Consider the following 16392-nt stretch of genomic DNA (forward strand, 5'->3'; position numbering starts at 1 on the left):
TCGACGGGTGAGCAGCGACGACTCGGCCACCCAGAACCCGCACACCTCCGCAGGCGGCTCGGCGCCCGGGCGCGGACCCCGCGTCCTGTCGGGCATCCAGCCCACCGCCGACTCCTTCCACCTCGGCAACTACCTGGGCGCCCTGCGGTCCTGGGTGCGGATGCAGGCCGACCACGACGCGTTCTACTGCGTCGTCGACCTGCACGCGATCACCGTCGCGCAGGACCCGGCGCTGCTGCGCGAACGCACCCGCGTCTCGGCGGCGCAGTTGCTGGCCCTGGGCATCGATCCCGACGCGTCCACCCTGTTCGTGCAGAGCCACGTCCCCGAGCACGCCCAGCTGAGCTGGGTGCTCGAATGCCTCGCCGGGTTCGGCGAAGCGGGCCGGATGACCCAGTTCAAGGACAAGTCGGCCCGGCAGGACGCCGACCACATCAGCGTCGGGCTGTTCACCTACCCGGTGCTGCAGGCCGCGGACATCCTGCTGTACCAGGCGAACCAGGTCCCCGTCGGCGAGGACCAGCGCCAGCACCTGGAGCTCACCCGCAACCTCGCGCAGCGGTTCAACTCCCGCTACGGCGACACCTTCACCGTGCCCTCCGCGCACATCCCGAAGGAAGCCGCCAAGATCCAGGACCTGCAGGACCCGTCGGCGAAGATGAGCAAGTCCCAGCCGAGCGGCGTCGTCGACCTCCTGGAGGACCCGAAGCGCTCCGCCAAGAAGATCCGCTCCGCGGTCACCGACAACGAGCGCGAGATCCGCTACGACCCGGAGCAGAAGGCGGGCGTGAGCAACCTGCTCGCCATCCACTCGGCGCTGACCGGCCGCACCATCGACGAGCTGGTCGCCGAGTTCGAGGGGAGCGGCTACGGCGACCTGAAGAAGGCCGTCGGCGAGGCGTTCGTCGAGTTCGCCGTCCCGTTCCAGGAGAAGGTGCACGGCTACCTCGCCGACCCGGCCGAGCTGGACAAGGTGCTGGCCCGCGGCGCCGAGCACGCCCGCGAGGTCGCGACCGAGACCCTGCGGGTCACCTACGAGCGCGTCGGATTCCTCCCGCCGCTGGCCGGCTGACGGCGCGCCGATCTTGCGCTGACGAGATCATTCGGCGGTAGCCTCAGGCCCGTTCGGGGCAACGCGTCCGTCCCGGACGGGCCTGGAGGTGACCCGTGACCGATCGCAGCCAACCCGCGCGCGCCGCCACGACCGGGGGAGGCCCCGGTCTGCTGGAGCGGTTGCGCCGGGACCATCCCTGGCTGGACCGGCTGATCCGCGCCGCGGCGCGCTACCAGAGCCAGTACGGCGACTACTACGCCGCGGCGATCACCTACTTCAGCGTGCTGGCCCTGGTGCCGCTGCTGATGATCTCCTTCGCGGTGGCGGGTTTCGTGCTCGCGGGCAACCCGGACCTGCTGGAGCAGCTGCGGTTGTCGATCACCGAGGCCGTCCCGAACCGCGAGATGAGCGGCATGCTCAACCAGGTCGTGGGACAGGCGATCGAGCAGGCGGGCACGGTCGGGATCATCGGGCTGCTCGTCGCCCTGTACTCCGGGCTGGGGTGGATGACGAACCTGCGCGAGGCGCTGACCGCGCAGTGGAGCCAGCAGCAGCAGGCCCCGCCGATGCTCAAGCGCCTCGCCTCCGACCTGGTGTCGCTGATCGGGCTGGGGCTGGCGATGGCGGTGTCGTTCGGGCTCAGCGCCCTCGGCGGTGGCGTCGGGCGGGCGCTGTTCGCGGCGCTGGGGATCGGGAACACCTGGCCCGCGCGGATCGGGCTGTCGCTGCTCGCGATCCTGCTGTCGCTGGGCGCGGGCTGGCTGGTGTTCATCTGGGTGCTGGCGCGGCTGCCGCGGCTGCCGGTGTCGTTGCGCAGCGCCGTGTGGGGCGGGCTGTTCGCGGCGATCGGCTTCGAGGTGCTCAAGCAGGTCGGGGTGGTGTACCTCGGCAGCGTCACCGGGTCGCCCGCGGCGGCCGCGTTCGGTCCGATCCTGGGCCTGCTGGTGTTCGCGTACCTGACGTCGCGGTTCATCCTGTTCGTCACGGCGTGGACCGCGTCGTCGGCGGAGAACGAGCACCGCGCGCTGCCGGAACCGCCGCCGCCCGCGGTGATCCGGCCGCAGGTGCGGGTGGTCGGTGCGGGGGCGAAGTCCTCGGCCGCGCTGTTCGGGCTCGGTGCGCTGGTCGGCTGGTCGTTGCGCCGCCGCTGAGGTGACCGCGGGGCCCACCCGGCCAGGTTCGGGGCGAGGCCGGGTGAGCCGTGCCCCGTGCGGTGGCCACCGCACGGGGCCGGAGTCGGCGACCGGCTCGGGGTAGCACCGTCCGGGCGGTCCGAGCTGCGTCTTCCGGGGACCGCCCGCCGCTCGACTCCTACCAACGAGAATGCCGGGTTCCGGTTCCGGTCGGACCGGTGCGATTACCCGAGTACTACCTAGCCCGTCCGGGTGATCAGGTCACGGGTGGTCCGGCCCGCGGTTCGCCGCGCGCCGGGCCGCGGCGAGCCGGGTGCGGCGCCTGCGCAGCACCGCGAACGCCCCGGCGACCACGATGATCAGCACGGCCAGCGCCGTCAGCGGCACCCCGACGGTGCCGAACATGGGCGAGCTGGGCAGATCCCCGTCCGCGGCGGCCTGGGCGGCGGGCTCCTCGGGCTCCTCGGACGGCTCCGGTTCGGTGACCAGCTCGCCGACCGAGGTGCCGGGCGGGAGCGAGAAGCCGTGGTCGAGCAGCTGCATGGTGAACTTCGACTGCCGGACCGGCTTGTTCTCCCCGCGCATCAGCACCGCGACGAGCCGCCTGCCGTCGCGTTCGGCGGCGGCGATGAACGTGTGCCGGGCGTCGTCGGTGAACCCGGTCTTGCCGCCGAGCGCGCCCGGGTAGTTCCACAGCACCGCGTTGTCGCTCTCCACCGGCAGCGGCGGGCCACCCGGCTTGCCGGGCAGCGTGGTCTCGCGGACCGATTCGGCGTGCGCGAACTCGGGGTGCCGCATGGCCTCCCGGAAGATCAGCGCCAGGTCGTAGGCGGAGGTGCTCATCCCCGGGCCGTCCAGCCCGGACGGGGTGGCGGCGCGGGTGTCGTGCGCGCCGAGTTCGTCGGCGAGCGCGTTCATCTTCCGCACGGTGTCGTCGATGCCGCCGAGCTTCCTGGCGAGCGCGTGCGCCGCGTCGTTGCCGGACTGCATGATCAGCCCGGCCAGCACCTGCTCGACGCTGTAGGTGGTGCCGGGTTCCAGGCCGACCCGGCTGCCTTCCTGGTCGGCGTCGTCCTGGGTGACCACGAGCGTGTCGGAGAGGTCGAGCTCGCGGATCGCGACCAGCGCGGTGAGCACCTTGATGGTGGACGCAGGCCGGTGCCGGGCGTGCGGGTCGCGGGCCGCGAGCACTTCCCCGGTGTCCAGGTCGGCCAGCACCCACGACTGGGAGGCGATCGGGTCCAGCGCGGCCGGCGGTGCGCCGGGCGCGTTGATCTCGCCGCACTCGCCGAGCCGCGCACCGCCGACCGGCTCGTCCGGCACCGGCAGCGGTTCTGGGACGGGTTCGCCCGGAGCCGGGACCTCGGAGGTGTCGACGGCGGGCGGCGGAGCGGCGGCACCGGGGCACCCCGCCGGTTCCTGCGCGGCCGCGGTCAGCGGCGCGCCGCCCAGCAGCACGAGCGCGGCGCACCCGGCGGCGACGAGCCTGCCCGCGACGCGCCGCACGCCCGCGGCATTCGGTGCGAATGCCGGATTTCTCGGCGGGAAGGGGTGGGATGTGCGGACCGGGGCGAACGGGTGGTGAGCTCTCGCGGGCACGCGCTCAGGCTAGCGAACCGGAGCCCGCCGCGACCCCCGGTCCGCCGGAAACCCTTCCGTTCTGCGGTCGGGCGGCGGACCCCACGGCCTGCCTCCCCACCTCTGCCGCGCAGCACGGGGATGGCGGAACCGCAGCGGTTCCCCCGCTGGAGGGCGATGTCCGCTGCGTCGGTCCGTGCACGGGGACATCGCCGTCCTCGCGGGGAAAGCGCTGCGACCCCGCGGGTGGTCGCTCAGCGGATCCGCTGACCGGAGGACGGCGCGGCCCGCCGCGCGGGATCGAGGACCGTTCGCCGGAGGCCGCGGAGCGCGCCGGGCGGGCGCCCACCCGCCGAGAGCCGGCCCACTCGGCAGCGAGAGCCGGGCCACTCGGGAGGTGGGCGCCGGGCCGGGCCGCCGGACGCGGGGAGATACTGCCCCCGTGACGTTCTCCCGCCGTACCGCCCTGTTCCTGCTCGCCTTCGGCGTGTGGTCGTGGCTGCTGTGGCCGACGTTCTTCCGCAACATCTGGGTGAGCGAGAACTCCTGGCAGGCCGGTTCCCCGACGCCGTTCCTCTACGTGCACTTCGTGATCGCCGCGGTGTCGCTGGTCCTGGGCACCGCGATCGGCGTGCTGGGCTGGCGCGCGTTCCGCGCGACCCGCCGCTGACCCTCCGGCGCGCCCTACCCGGCGTCCGGCGCGGTTCCCGCCCCGCTCTGCAGCGCGGCGAGCGTCAGCACGTTCCCGCCGATGCCCCAGCCGCCGTCGGCGACGTCCTCCACGAGCACGAGCGTGGTGGCGCGGGCCCGTTCGCCGAAGACTTCGGCGTAGAGGTCGGTGACGCGGTGCACGAGCCGTTCCTTCTGCTCGGCGTCGAGGGTTCCGGCGGGCACCTTCAGGTTCGCGAACGGCATGTCTTCCTCCAGCAGATCGTTGCGCTTCCGGTCAGGCCGCGTTGCCGTGCGGGTCGGCGGCGTCGAGGGCGGCCACCACCTGGTCGAACTCGCCGCGGACCTCGGAGTAGCGGAGGAATTCGACCCGCTCGACGAGGATCTCCCGCGCTTCGGGGTCGGCCTCCAGCAGCGCCATCACCTCGTCGATGAACTCGTCCAGCGGCATCGCGTGCGCGCTCTCCCGGTGCCCGGGCATCAGGTCGGTCCGCACGGCGGGCGGCACGAGTTCCTGCAGCCGCACGCTGGTGCCCTTCAGCTGCAGCCGCAGCGATTCGGTGAGCAGGTGGATCGCGGCCTTCGAGGCGTTGTAGCTGGGCGTGACCCGCAGCGGGGTGAACGCGAGACCAGAACTCACGGTGAGGATGGTCGCGTCCGGCCGCCCCTGCAGGTGCTCGATGAACTCGGCGATGAGCCGGATCGGCCCGAGCACGTTGGTGGCGATGACGTCCTCCGCCGATTCGAGGAACCCGGCGGGGTTCCGCCAGTTCTCGGCGCGCATGATGCCCGCCATCGGGACGAGCACGTTCAGGTCGGGGTGCCGTGCCAGCACCTCGGCGGACGCGGCGCGGATGCTCGCCGGGTCGAGGGTGTCGATCCGCTGGGTGTCGATGCCGGGGTGCTCGGCGGCGATCCGCGCGAGGAGCTCTTCGCGCCTGCCGCCGACGATGACGGTGTTGCCCTTCTCCTGGAAGCGCAGCGCGAGGGCGAGGCCGATGCCGCTGGTGGCTCCGGGGATGAAGAGGGTGTTTCCGCTGATGTGCATGCCACGAGTCTGCGGCGGTGCCGTCCTCACGTGCAGAGATCGGTTATCGGGGGATCGGCGGTCCCTGGTCGGCGTCACCGGCCGGGTCCATGCTGGTGGCATGGACCGACCCGCGCTCGCCACCTTCCTCACCCGCCGCCGCGAGGCGCTGCGCCCCGCGGACGTGGGCCTGCCCCCGGGCGCGCGCAGGCGCACCCTGGGCTGCGGCGGGAGGAGGTCGCCTCGCTGGCGGGGATGTCCACCGACTACTACACGCGGCTGGAGCAGCGCCGCGGCCCGCACCCGAGCGCGCAGCTGCTGACCGCGCTGGCCAGGGCGCTGCGGCTCAGCGACGACGAGCGGGACTACCTGTTCCAGGTGGCCGGGCACAACCCCCCGCGGCGGGTCCTGGCGTCGGCGCACGTGGCCCCGGCGCTGCTGCGGGTGCTGGACCGGCTGGACGACACGCCGGCGCTGATCCTGTCCCCGCTGGGGGAGACGCTGGTGCAGAACCGGATGGCCTGCGCCCTGCTCGGCGACCGCTCCGGCTACACGGGGCTGGCCCGCAGCGAGGTCTACCGCTGGTTCACCGACCCGGAGCACGAGCGCCGCATGTACCCGGAGGCCGACCGGGACCGGCAGAGCCGCGCGCAGGTCGCGAACCTGCGGGTCGGCTACGGGCTGCTGGGCGACGCCTCCGCCGCCGGTGACGTGGTGCGGGCGCTGCTGCGGGAGAGCGCGGAGTTCGCCGAGCTGTGGCGGCGCCACGAGGTCGCGAAGCGCTTCGAGGACCACAAGACGCTGCTGCACCCCGAGGTCGGCGCGATCGAGGTGGACTGCCAGGTGCTGTTCACCGAGGACCAGACCCAGGCGCTGCTGGTGCTCACCGCGGCCCCCGGCAGCGACGGCCACGCCAAGCTCGAACTCCTCAACGTCGTCGGCCACGAACGCTTCACCAGCCCCCGCACCTGACCTGGTGAACGCGGAAGCGCCCGCCCCCGTGGGCCGGGGGCGGGCGCTTCGCGGTGTTCGTGCCGGGTCAGCGGCGGCGGAACATGAGGGCGCGCTTGACCTCTTGGATCGCCTTGGTGACCTGGATGCCGCGGGGGCAGGCGTCCGTGCAGTTGAACGTGGTGCGGCAGCGCCACACGCCGTCCACGTCGTTGAGGATGTCCAGGCGCTCCTCGGCGGCCTCGTCGCGGCTGTCGAAGATGAACCGGTGCGCGTTGACGATGGCGGCGGGACCGAAGTACGAACCCTCCGACCAGTACACCGGGCAGGACGTGGTGCAGGCCGCGCACAGGATGCACTTGGTGGTGTCGTCGAAGCGCGCGCGCTCGGCGACGGACTGGGTGCGCTCGCGGGTCGGCTCGTTGCCCGAGGTGACCAGGTAGGGCTTGATCGCCCGGTACGCCTCGAAGAACGGTTCCATGTCGACCAGCAGGTCCTTGTGCACCGGCAGGCCCTTGATCGGCTCGACGGTGATCGTCGTCTCGCCGTTCTTGGCCAGCAGGTCCTTCATGAGGACCTTGCAGGCCAACCGGTTGACGCCGTTGATGCGCATCGCGTCCGAACCGCAGACGCCGTGGGCGCAGGAGCGCCGGAACGTCAGCGAGCCGTCCACGTACCACTTGATGTAGTGCAGCAGGTTCAGCACGCGGTCGCTGGGCAGCGCCGGGATCCGGAAGGACTCCCAGTGCAGGTCCTCGTCGACCTCCGGGTTGAACCGCTGGATCTTGACCGTGACCATCGTGGCGCCCTCGGGGATGGGCGGGGCGTCCGAAGGCAGGTCGGTGGTCTGTTCGGTGTTCGTCACGGTTGCGGTCATCAGTACTTACGCTCCATCGGCTGGTACCGGGTGACGACGACGGGCTTGTAGTCCAGCCGGATGTCGGACTGGAAGCCGGTCAGTCCCAGTGGCGCGTTCGGATCCTCGGCGTCGGGCAGCTGCTTGTACGACATGCTGTGGCGCATGAAGTTGGTGTCGTCGCGGGCGGTGTAGTCCTCGCGGGCGTGCCCGCCGCGGGACTCCTTGCGCGCCAGCGCCGCGTTCACCAGCGACTCGGCCAGGTCCAGCAGGAAGCCGAGCTCGATGGCCTCCAGCAGGTCCGAGTTGAACCGCTTGCCCTTGTCGTGCACCGCGATCCGGCCGTAGCGCTCCTTGAGCGCCTGCACGTCCGACAGCGCCTGCTTCAGCGTCTCCTCGGTGCGGTAGACCGAGGCGTTGGCGTCCATCGTCTCCTGCAGCTCGGTGCGGATCGTGGCGACCCGCTCCCCGCCGTGCGCGGTGCGCAGGTGCTCGACCATGCCCTCGACGAGCTTGGTGGGCTCCTCCGGGAGTTCCACGTGCTCGTGCGCGTTGGCGTACTCCGCGGCGGCGATGCCCGCGCGGCGGCCGAACACGTTGATGTCCAGCAGCGAGTTCGTGCCCAGCCGGTTCGAGCCGTGCACCGACACGCAGGCGCACTCGCCCGCGGCGTACAGCCCCGGCACGGTGTGCTCGTTGTCCCGCAGCACCTCACCGGTGATGTTGGTGGGGATGCCGCCCATCGCGTAGTGCGCGGTCGGGTACACCGGCACCGGCTCGGTGGTCGGCTCCACGCCCAGGTAGGTGCGGGAGAACTCGGTGATGTCCGGCAGCTTCTGCTCCAGCACGTCCGCGCCGAGGTGCGTGACGTCGAGCAGCACGTAGTCCTTGTTCGGACCGGCGCCGCGGCCTTCCAGCACCTCCAGGGCCATGGAGCGGGCGACGATGTCGCGCGGCGCCAGGTCCTTGATCGTCGGGGCGTAGCGCTCCATGAACCGCTCGCCGTCGGCGTTGCGCAGGATGCCGCCCTCGCCGCGGACCGCCTCCGAGATGAGGATGCCCAGGCCGGCCAGGCCGGTCGGGTGGAACTGGTAGAACTCCATGTCCTCCAGCGGCAGGCCCTTGCGGTAGATGATGCCCATGCCGTCACCGGTGAGGGTGTGCGCGTTGGACGTCGTCTTGAAGACCTTGCCGAAACCGCCGGTGGCGAACACGACGGCCTTCGCCTCGAACACGTGGATCTCACCGGTGGCGAGCTCGTAGGCCACCGCGCCGGTGCAGACCTGCTCGCCGTCCTCGCCCTCGCTCATGGTGACGTCGAGGACGTAGAACTCGTTGAAGAACTCCACGCCGTGCTTGATGCAGTTCTGGTAGAGCGTCTGCAGGATCATGTGGCCGGTGCGGTCCGCGGCGTAGCAGGCCCGGCGCACCGGGGACTTGCCGTGGTCGCGGGTGTGCCCGCCGAACCGGCGCTGGTCGATCTTGCCTTCGGGCGTCCGGTTGAACGGCAGCCCCATCTTCTCCAGGTCGAGCACCGAGTCGATGGCCTCCTTGGCCATGACCTCGGCGGCGTCCTGGTCGACGAGGTAGTCGCCGCCCTTGATGGTGTCGAAGGTGTGCCACTCCCAGTTGTCCTCCTCGACGTTGGCGAGGGCGGCGCACATGCCGCCCTGCGCCGCGCCGGTGTGGGAGCGGGTCGGGTACAGCTTCGTCAGCACGGCGGTGCGGGCGCGCTGGCCCGACTCGATCGCCGCGCGCATCCCGGCGCCGCCGGCGCCGACGATGACCACGTCGTACTTGTGGTGTTGCATGGTCGCCTCCTAGGGCCGCTGGCGAGGCCGTCCGCTCACGGCGTGGCCTCGAAGCCTGCGCTGTGTCGTCAGCCGATGTTCGGGTCGAAGGTGAAGAGCACGAAGGTGCCCAGACCGACCGTGAGCAGGACCGAGACGTACAGCAGCATCTTCAGCCAGAACCGGGTGGCGTCCTTGCGGGAGTAGTCGTTGATCACGGTGCGCAGCCCGTTGCCGCCGTGCAGACCGGCCAGCCACAGCATCGTCAGGTCCCAGAACTGCCAGAACGGGGAGGCCCAGCGGCCCGCGACGAACGCGAAGTTGACCCGGTGCACCCCGCCGTCCAGGAACAGCATGATCAGCATGTGCCCGAGGACCAGGAACAGCAGCAGCACGCCCGACAGGCGCATGAACAGCCAGCTGTAGAGCTCGAAGTTGCTGCGGCGAGCGGCCGGGCGGTGCGGGGACCGGGGCTTGTCGACCGACAGCGGCGCGTCGATGGTGGTCATGGGTCAGTGCCCCCCGAACAGTTCCGTGACGGCGCGCGTGAGCATGCTGATGGCGGCGGGCACGATCAGCACCAGCCACACCACCAGAACGGTCCAGAGCATCGGCTTCTGGTATTTCGGCCCGTTCGACCAGAAGTCGACCAGCATGACGCGGATGCCGTTGAACGCGTGGAACAGCACCGCCGCGAGCAGACCCAGTTCGAACAGGATCATGATCGGGCTTTTGTAGGTTTCGATGACCGTGTCGTACGCCTCGGGCGATACCCGCACGAGAGCGGTGTCCAACACGTGCACGAACAAGAAGAAGAATGTGAGCACGCCCGTGATCCGGTGCGCTACCCACGACCACATGCCCAAGTCACCGCGGTAGAGGGATCCCTTGGCACGAGGGTTGCCCTCGCGCTGGGGGGCCTCCGCCGCGGAGGCGGTGGTGCTGGCCATGGTGGAAGGCCTCCAACGTCGCTGGTGGACTGACGGCCCGTTCGGGAACATGACGACCGGTCCGAGTCGTCGTCATTCGTACGCCCGTCACCGGCCACCTGAACAAGGCCTGGACTTCTCGGATGCTAGACCTGCACCATCCGCGCGGCCTACTCGCCTGTGCTCTGTGTGATCGACCAGACAGGGGCCCCTACCTGGTGGATCGATGTAGAAATCAACTCGTGACACCCGCGCAATGCCCAAGCAGCAGGGTCAAGCCTTAATTTCGAGAGCCACGTCACCGGACGTGCGTGCGCATCGGCCCGCATTTTCCCGCGAAGGGAGCGGGCCGCGGTCCGCGCCCCGCGATTCGCTCCGATCCGGAGCGGTCACCGGGGCGCGGAGCTGTGCGGCGGTTTTCGAAAGGGGAATGGCGATGCGGCGAACGGCCGGCCCGGCAGGGGAATCCGGGCGGGGGTGGCGGCGCCCCGGCGCCGCGTTGACCGCGGTGGCGCTGGCGGGGGTGCTGGCGCTGTCGGGCTGCGCCAAGGACGCCCGCGGCGGCGGGGGCGCCGTCGAAGGGCAGCCGTGCCGCACCGAGCAGGCACCGGCGGTGACCGGACCCGCCACCACGTCGAAGCGCGCCGACGCGCCCGCCCCCGACGCGAGCCGGCTGCGGGTGGGGCTGGCGTTCGACATCGGCGGCCGCGGCGACGCGTCGTTCAACGACGCCACCGTCGCCGGGCTGGAGCGGGCGAAGTCCGAGATGGGGCTCGCGGAGACCAAGGAGCTCGACGCCGCCGCCGGTGAACCGGAGGACGCCAAGCAGACCCGGCTGCGCCAGCTGGCCCGCGAGGGCTTCAACCCGGTCATCGCCGTCGGCTACGCCTACGCGGACTCGGTGAAGGTGGTGGCCCCCGAGTTCCCGGGCACGAAGTTCGCGCTGATCGACGAGGAGATCGACGGCATCCCGAACGTCACCTCGCTGGTGTTCGCCGAGGAGCAGGGCTCGTTCCTGGTCGGCGTGATCGCCGCGCACAAGTCGCGGACCTGCAGCATCGGTTTCGTCGGCGGGGTGGAGACGCCGCTGATCCAGAAGTTCCAGGCCGGGTTCGAGCAAGGCGCGAAGGCCGCCGCGCCGGACGTGCGGATCCAGACCGACTACCTCACCCCGGCCGGGGACTTCTCCGGTTTCCAGGACCCGAACAAGGGTTCCGAGGTGACCCGGGGCCAGCTCGACGCCGGCGCCGACGTCGTCTACCACGCGGCGGGCGCCTCCGGGAAGGGCGTGTTCGCGGCGGCGGCCGGGGCGGACGCGATGGCCATCGGCGTCGACTCCGACCAGTACGTGCAGCCGAACGTGGCGCAGTACAAGGACGTGATCATCACCTCGATGCTGAAGCGGATCGACCTGGCCGTGTTCGACTACCTGGCGGCCGTCGCGCGCGGCGACCTGTCCGCGGTGCCGCCGAAGTTCGACCTGTCGATGGACGCGGTCACCTACTCCACCTCCGGGGGGAAGGTGGACGACCTCACCCAGGTCGCCGACGCCTACAAGGCCGCGATCTCCCGCGGTGACATCCAGGTCAGCCCCACCCCGTGACCGCGCGGCGGGCCGCCCGCGCGGCGGCCCGCCCGAGTTCCCGAGCTGGTTGCGCGGCGCCGCGCAGCAGCGCGGAACCGGGACATCACCGCGCCCGCGCGGAAGCGGAGCGCGTGGAAGCGAGCACCACCGCGCTCGCGTGGAAGCGAGCACCGCCACCGCGCGCCGGCGCGGAACCGAAGCAGACCACCGCGCAGCAGCGCGGCCCGGAGATCCCGCCGCGCGACGGCGCGCGGCCCCGGAGACGGAGTCAGATGAGCACCACCAGACCGGACGATCCCGGTCCGCACCCTGCCGCGCCCGGCACCCCCGAACAGGGGCCGCCCGCCGTGGCGCTGCGCGGCATCACCAAGTCGTTCCCCGGCGTCGTCGCCAACTCCGACGTGCACCTGACCGTGCGCGCCGGCGAGGTGCACGCGCTGTGCGGGGAGAACGGGGCGGGCAAGTCCACCCTGATGAAGATCCTCTACGGCATGCAGTCGCCGGACGAGGGCACCGTGGAGCTCGGCGGCGAGCGGGTGCGGCTGCGCACCCCCGCCGACGCGATCCGGCACGGTGTCGGCATGGTGCACCAGCACTTCATGCTCGCCGACAACCTCACCGTGCTGGAGAACGTGGTGCTCGGCGCCGAGGGCGAGCACGGCATCGGCGGCCGGGCGCGGCGCCGCGTCGTCGAACTCGCCGCGCAGGCTGGGTTCGCGGTGCGGCCCGACGAGCTGGTGGAACGGCTCGGCGTCGCCGACCGGCAGCGGGTGGAGATCCTCAAGGTCCTCTACCGCGGCGCCCGCACGATCATCCTCGACGAGCCGACCGCGGTGCTGGTGCCGCAGGAGGTCGAGGAGCTGTTCGCCACGCTGCGCGCCATGCGGGAGCGCGGCTTCACGTTCCTGTTCATCTCGCACAAGCTGGACGAGGTGCTGGCCATCGCCGACTCGGTGACCGTGCTGCGCCGCGGCACCACCGTGGGCACCGTGCCCGCCGCCGAGGTGAGCACCCGCGAGCTGGCCGAGCTGATGGTCGGCAGCGAACTGCCCGACCCGTCCACCGGCGACTCCACCGTCACCGACCGCCCGGTGCTCACCATCACCGGGCTGTCCGCGGTGGACGGTGAGCGAGCGGTGCTGGACGACGTCGACCTCGTGGTGCACGCGGGCGAGGTCGTCGGCATCGCGGGTGTCGAGGGCAACGGCCAGACCGAGCTCGTCGAGGCCGTGCTCGGCATGCGCCCGATCAGCGCGGGCGGCCTCCGGCTTGGCGACACCGACCTGACCCGGTTGTCCACGCTGCGCCGCCGCGCCGCGGGCATCGGCTACGTGCCCGAGGACCGGCACCGGCACGGCCTGCTGCTGGACGAATCGTTGTGGTTCAACCGGATCCTCGGCCACCAGACCCGCCGCCCCGCCGCGCGCGGGCCGTGGCTGGACCGGGCGGGGGCGCGCGCCGACACCGAGCGCATCGTCGCCGAGTTCGACGTGCGCACCCCCGGCATCGACGTGGACGCGGTCGCGCTCTCCGGCGGCAACCAGCAGAAGCTCGTCGTCGGCCGCGAGCTCTCCGGCGACCCGAAGCTGCTCATCGCCGCGCACCCCACCCGGGGCGTGGACGTGGGCGCCCAGGCCGGGATCTGGGAGCACCTGCGCACCGCCAGGGCCGCCGGGCTCGCCGTGCTGCTCATCTCCGCGGACCTCGACGAGCTGATCGGGCTGTCCGACACGATCCGGGTGCTGTTCCGCGGCGCGCTCGTCGCCGAAGCCGATCCGCGCACCGTCACGCCAGAACGGCTCGGCGCGGCCATGACCGGGACCACCGGGGGAGGTGCGGACTGATGGGGGAGAAGCGCTCGACCCTGCTGCCGCCGGTGCTGGCGATCGCGTTCGCGGCGGTGCTGTGCGGCCTGGTGCTGCTGCTGTCCGGGGCGAACCCGATCGCGGCGCTCGGCGAGATGATCACCCAGGTGGGTCGCGGCACCACGGCCGTGGACATCGTCAACACCGCGGCCGCCTACTACCTGGTGGCGCTGGCCGCCGCCGTCGGGTTCCAGATGAACCTGCTCAACATCGGTGTCGAGGGCCAGTACCGGCTCGCGGCGTGCGTGGCGGCCATCGTCGGCGGCTCGCTGAGCCTGCCGTTCGGGGTGCACGCGCTCGTGGTGATCGTCGTCGGCGCGGCCACCGGTGCCGCGTGGGCCGGCATCGCCGCGCTGCTGAAGGTCTACCGCGGCGTGTCCGAGGTGATCTCGACGATCATGCTGAACGTGCTGGCGGGCGGCGTGATCGCGTTCCTCGTCAAGCAGTTCGGCGAGCTGCGCGGCAACACGCAGGGCACCGCGCTCATCGGCGAATCCGGGCAGGTGCCCGGAATTCCGCTCGGCTCCGCCGGGACCGTTTTCGGGCTGGTGCCGCTGGCCGTCGCGGTCGGCGTCGGTTACTGGGTGCTGCTCGGGCGCACCCGGTTCGGCTTCGAGCTGCGGGCCACCGGGCTGTCGCCGACCGCGGCGCTGGCCGGCGGGGTGAGCTCGAAGAAGATGGTGCTGGGCGCGATGCTGCTCTCCGGTGCCGTCGCGGGCCTCGCCGGGCTGCCGGAGATCCTCGGCCGCGACCACACGTTCACCATCACCTTCCCCACCGGCTACGGCTTCGCCGGGCTGGCCATCGCGCTGCTCGGGCGCAACCACCCGGTGGGGGTCGCGCTCGGCGCGCTGCTGTGGTCCTTCCTGGACAAGAGCTCGCTGACGCTGGACAACATCGGCGTACCGAAGGAGATCGTGATCATCTTGCAGGGCACGATCGTGCTGTCGGTCGTCGTCGCCTACGAACTGGTGCGCCGCCGCAGGCTCGACGCCGAGCAGCGCCGCGTCGGCCAGGTCCTGTCCGGAGGTGCGGTATGACCGCCACGCTCACCCCCGGCACCACCCGGCCCGCGACCCGGCGGCGCGCCGTGCCCGGCTGGGCCCGCGCCGCGCTGTGGGTCGCCGTCGCGGTCGTCGCCGTCTCCTACACCTCGTACGCGACGGGACTGCCCGAGCTGACCGCCTCCGGCACCGTGCAGTCCGCGGTGCGCCTCGGCGTGCCCATCCTGCTCGCCGGGCTCGGCGGGCTGTGGGCCGAACGCGCCGGTGTGATCAACATCGGGCTGGAGGGCATGATGGTCCTCGGCACCTGGGGCGGAGCCTGGGCCGGGTACCAGTGGGGACCCGTCGCGGGGCTCGTCGCCGCGGCCGCGTTCGGCGCCGTCGGCGGCCTCGTGCACGCCGTGGCGACCGTGAGCTTCGGGGTGAACCACATCGTCTCCGGCGTCGCCGTCAACCTGCTCGGGCTCGGCGTCACCCAGTACCTGGCGAGCCTCGTGTTCGAGCCGATCTCGCAGAACCCGCGGGAATCGCCGCCGGTGCCGAAGTTCGACACCTACTCGGCCTACCCCTTCGGGGAATGGTTGCGCTCGCTGGAATCCCTGCAGCGGGTGGGGATCTCCGACGCGGCCGGCATCATCGGCGGGCTCGTCACCGGGGTGTCGCCGCTGACCCTGCTCGCGTACCTGCTGGTGCCGGTCAGCTACCTGGTGCTGTGGCGCTCGCCGTTCGGGCTGCGGCTGCGGTCCTGCGGGGAGAACCCGGTCGCCGCCGCCTCGCTGGGCGTGCCGGTGCAGCGGTACAAGTACTTCGCGGTGATCGTCTCCGGGGCGCTGGCCGGGCTCGGCGGGGCCGCGCTCATCCTCAACCCCGGGCAGGCCGGATACCTGGAGAACCAGACCAACAACCGCGGCTACATCGGACTCGCGGCGATGATCTTCGGGAACTGGCGGCCGGGCGGGCTGCTCGGCGGGGCGGCGCTGTTCGGCTACTCCGACGGGCTCCAGCTGCGCAGCGGCGAGACCACGGTGCACGCGCTGTTCTACGCGGCCACGCTGGTGCTGCTGGTCGTCGCGGCCGTGCAGGTGTACCGGCGCCGGTGGTTCGGCGCGGGCACCGCCGCGGTGAGCGCCGCCGTCATGTACTCGGTGTACTGGTACACCGACGAACTGCCCGAGGAGCTGACCGCCTACACCCCGCACCTGGTCACCCTCGTGGTGCTCGCGGCGGCCGCGCAGCACCTGCGGCCACCCGCCGCGATCGGCGTCCCGTACCGCCGCGGCGAGGACTGACCGCGCGTCCGCCGACCGGCCCCGGGCACCGCGCCCGGGGCCGGTCCGCACGGCGGCAGCATTCCCGCGGCGCACGTGCGAAGGTCGTCCGGAAGATCGGAACCAGCTCGGGAGCGGATGTGGACACCATCAACTGGGAGGCCCTGCGGGCCGCGGCGGTCGAGGTCGCGGCGAAGGCGTACTGCCCCTACTCGAAGCTCCAGGTCGGTGCGGCCGCGATCTGCGACGACGGGCGGCTCGTCGTCGGCTGCAACGTGGAGAACACGTCCTACGGGCTGACGCTGTGCGCCGAGTGCACGATGGCCGGGCAGCTGCGGCTCACCGGCGGCGGCCGGTTCGTCGCCGTCGCCTGCCGCAGCGGCGAGGGCGAACTGCTGATGCCGTGCGGGCGGTGCCGCCAGCTGCTGCAGGAACTCGGCGGCCCGGACTGCCTGGTGGACACGCCGCGCGGTGTGCTCCCCATGAGACAAGTCCTCCCGGACGCCTTCGAGCTGTGAAAGGCCTCCCGGGTCGTCTTGCTGGGCGGGGTGGGTGGCGGAACCTCAGCGGCTTCCTCGCTGCGGGATCGATGTCACCGGTGGCTCCGCCACAGGAGAAATCGCTGTCCTCGCGAGGAAACCGCTGAGAACCCGCTGCGGTGCCGGTTGCTCTGGTGGTCGCCG

15 protein-coding genes and 1 pseudogene are annotated in these 16392 nt (G+C 71.9%); 9 read left to right on the top strand and 7 right to left on the bottom strand.

Annotation, left to right across the window (positions count from 1 at the left end; genetic code table 11):
- The first annotated feature begins 7 nt into the window (after nucleotides 1–7).
- Both trpS and yhjD read left to right on the top strand, forming a co-directional pair.
- A complete protein-coding gene (gene trpS / locus H1226_RS03760) occupies nucleotides 8–1072 on the top strand; it encodes a tryptophan--tRNA ligase (RefSeq protein WP_373690009.1) in 1065 nt (354 codons plus the stop codon).
- A gap of 95 nt (nucleotides 1073–1167) precedes the next feature.
- Nucleotides 1168–2205 carry an inner membrane protein YhjD gene (yhjD, locus tag H1226_RS03765; protein WP_224965989.1) on the top strand — a complete coding sequence of 346 codons (1038 nt, stop codon included), beginning with the start codon at nucleotides 1168–1170 and terminating at the stop codon, nucleotides 2203–2205.
- A gap of 243 nt (nucleotides 2206–2448) precedes the next feature.
- Here yhjD and H1226_RS03770 read toward each other — a convergent pair whose 3' ends face one another.
- Nucleotides 2449–3693: a D-alanyl-D-alanine carboxypeptidase family protein gene (locus tag H1226_RS03770; RefSeq protein WP_224965988.1), complete on the bottom strand. Its 1245-nt coding sequence runs from the start codon at nucleotides 3691–3693 to the stop codon at nucleotides 2449–2451.
- 514 nt (nucleotides 3694–4207) lie between these two features.
- Between H1226_RS03770 and H1226_RS03775 the strand changes: the two genes are divergently transcribed.
- Nucleotides 4208–4435 carry an SCO4848 family membrane protein gene (locus tag H1226_RS03775; RefSeq protein ID WP_224955942.1) on the top strand — a complete coding sequence of 76 codons (228 nt, stop codon included), beginning with the start codon at nucleotides 4208–4210 and terminating at the stop codon, nucleotides 4433–4435.
- A gap of 14 nt (nucleotides 4436–4449) precedes the next feature.
- Here the strand turns inward: H1226_RS03775 and H1226_RS03780 are convergent, their stop codons facing one another.
- Nucleotides 4450–4680, bottom strand: a complete 231-nt coding sequence (locus tag H1226_RS03780) for a tautomerase family protein (RefSeq protein WP_258346305.1) — start codon at nucleotides 4678–4680, stop codon at nucleotides 4450–4452.
- Nucleotides 4681–4711: 31 nt separating this feature from the next.
- On the bottom strand, nucleotides 4712–5482 hold the full coding sequence (locus H1226_RS03785; RefSeq protein WP_258346313.1) for an SDR family oxidoreductase: 771 nt from the start codon (nucleotides 5480–5482) through the stop codon (nucleotides 4712–4714).
- Nucleotides 5483–5582: 100 nt separating this feature from the next.
- Here H1226_RS03785 and H1226_RS03790 point away from each other — a divergent pair.
- Nucleotides 5583–6433: pseudogene (locus H1226_RS03790) on the top strand (helix-turn-helix transcriptional regulator).
- Between the two features lie 67 nt (nucleotides 6434–6500).
- Here H1226_RS03790 and H1226_RS03795 read toward each other — a convergent pair.
- The 4 genes from H1226_RS03795 to sdhC all read right to left on the bottom strand — a co-directional run bounded on the left by H1226_RS03795 (nucleotide 6501) and on the right by sdhC (nucleotide 10008).
- Nucleotides 6501–7289, bottom strand: coding sequence for a succinate dehydrogenase iron-sulfur subunit (locus tag H1226_RS03795; RefSeq protein ID WP_224955938.1), 789 nt, complete (start codon nucleotides 7287–7289; stop codon nucleotides 6501–6503).
- On the bottom strand, nucleotides 7289–9079 hold the full coding sequence (gene sdhA / locus H1226_RS03800; protein ID WP_224955937.1) for a succinate dehydrogenase flavoprotein subunit: 1791 nt from the start codon (nucleotides 9077–9079) through the stop codon (nucleotides 7289–7291). Before sdhA ends, H1226_RS03795 begins: the two co-directional genes overlap by 1 nt.
- A gap of 68 nt (nucleotides 9080–9147) precedes the next feature.
- Entirely contained in the window at nucleotides 9148–9567 is a 420-nt protein-coding gene (locus H1226_RS03805; RefSeq protein WP_224955936.1) for a succinate dehydrogenase hydrophobic membrane anchor subunit, read from the bottom strand.
- A 3-nt stretch (nucleotides 9568–9570) separates the two neighbouring features.
- The gene (gene sdhC, locus H1226_RS03810; RefSeq protein WP_224955935.1) at nucleotides 9571–10008 is read right to left on the bottom strand and encodes a succinate dehydrogenase, cytochrome b556 subunit; all 438 of its coding nucleotides are present in this window, start codon (nucleotides 10006–10008) and stop codon (nucleotides 9571–9573) included.
- A 415-nt stretch (nucleotides 10009–10423) separates the two neighbouring features.
- On the opposite strand from sdhC, the gene H1226_RS03815 reads away from it, so the two are divergent.
- The 5 genes from H1226_RS03815 to H1226_RS03835 all read left to right on the top strand — a co-directional run bounded on the left by H1226_RS03815 (nucleotide 10424) and on the right by H1226_RS03835 (nucleotide 16227).
- On the top strand, nucleotides 10424–11590 hold the full coding sequence (locus tag H1226_RS03815; protein ID WP_258346361.1) for a BMP family lipoprotein: 1167 nt from the start codon (nucleotides 10424–10426) through the stop codon (nucleotides 11588–11590).
- Between the two features lie 254 nt (nucleotides 11591–11844).
- Nucleotides 11845–13416, top strand: a complete 1572-nt coding sequence (locus tag H1226_RS03820; RefSeq protein WP_258346376.1) for an ABC transporter ATP-binding protein — start codon at nucleotides 11845–11847, stop codon at nucleotides 13414–13416.
- Entirely contained in the window at nucleotides 13416–14477 is a 1062-nt protein-coding gene (locus H1226_RS03825) for an ABC transporter permease (protein ID WP_258346383.1), read from the top strand. The genes H1226_RS03820 and H1226_RS03825 overlap by 1 nt, the downstream gene beginning before the upstream one ends.
- Entirely contained in the window at nucleotides 14474–15730 is a 1257-nt protein-coding gene (locus tag H1226_RS03830) for an ABC transporter permease (RefSeq protein ID WP_258346389.1), read from the top strand. Before H1226_RS03825 ends, H1226_RS03830 begins: the two co-directional genes overlap by 4 nt.
- A gap of 119 nt (nucleotides 15731–15849) precedes the next feature.
- A complete protein-coding gene (locus H1226_RS03835) occupies nucleotides 15850–16227 on the top strand; it encodes a cytidine deaminase (RefSeq protein WP_224955930.1) in 378 nt (125 codons plus the stop codon).
- The last annotated feature ends 165 nt before the right edge of the window (nucleotides 16228–16392 follow it).

Source organism: Saccharopolyspora gregorii (assembly GCF_024734405.1).
In the GTDB taxonomy this organism is placed as follows: domain Bacteria; phylum Actinomycetota; class Actinomycetes; order Mycobacteriales; family Pseudonocardiaceae; genus Saccharopolyspora_C; species Saccharopolyspora_C gregorii.

Excerpts from the sequence above, each read along its gene's own strand:
- H1226_RS03830 (WP_258346389.1), top strand. The coding sequence starts at position 14,474 with ATGACCGCCACGCTCACCCCCGGCACCACCCGGCCCGCGACCCGGCGG.
- sdhA (WP_224955937.1), bottom strand. The coding sequence starts at position 9,079 with ATGCAACACCACAAGTACGACGTGGTCATCGTCGGCGCCGGCGGCGCC.
- H1226_RS03785 (WP_258346313.1), bottom strand. The coding sequence starts at position 5,482 with ATGCACATCAGCGGAAACACCCTCTTCATCCCCGGAGCCACCAGCGGC.
- H1226_RS03820 (WP_258346376.1), top strand. The coding sequence starts at position 11,845 with ATGAGCACCACCAGACCGGACGATCCCGGTCCGCACCCTGCCGCGCCC.
- H1226_RS03805 (WP_224955936.1), bottom strand. The coding sequence starts at position 9,567 with ATGACCACCATCGACGCGCCGCTGTCGGTCGACAAGCCCCGGTCCCCG.
- H1226_RS03825 (WP_258346383.1), top strand. The coding sequence starts at position 13,416 with ATGGGGGAGAAGCGCTCGACCCTGCTGCCGCCGGTGCTGGCGATCGCG.
- H1226_RS03780 (WP_258346305.1), bottom strand. The coding sequence starts at position 4,680 with ATGCCGTTCGCGAACCTGAAGGTGCCCGCCGGAACCCTCGACGCCGAG.
- H1226_RS03795 (WP_224955938.1), bottom strand. The coding sequence starts at position 7,289 with ATGACCGCAACCGTGACGAACACCGAACAGACCACCGACCTGCCTTCG.
- sdhC (WP_224955935.1), bottom strand. The coding sequence starts at position 10,008 with ATGGCCAGCACCACCGCCTCCGCGGCGGAGGCCCCCCAGCGCGAGGGC.
- H1226_RS03815 (WP_258346361.1), top strand. The coding sequence starts at position 10,424 with ATGCGGCGAACGGCCGGCCCGGCAGGGGAATCCGGGCGGGGGTGGCGG.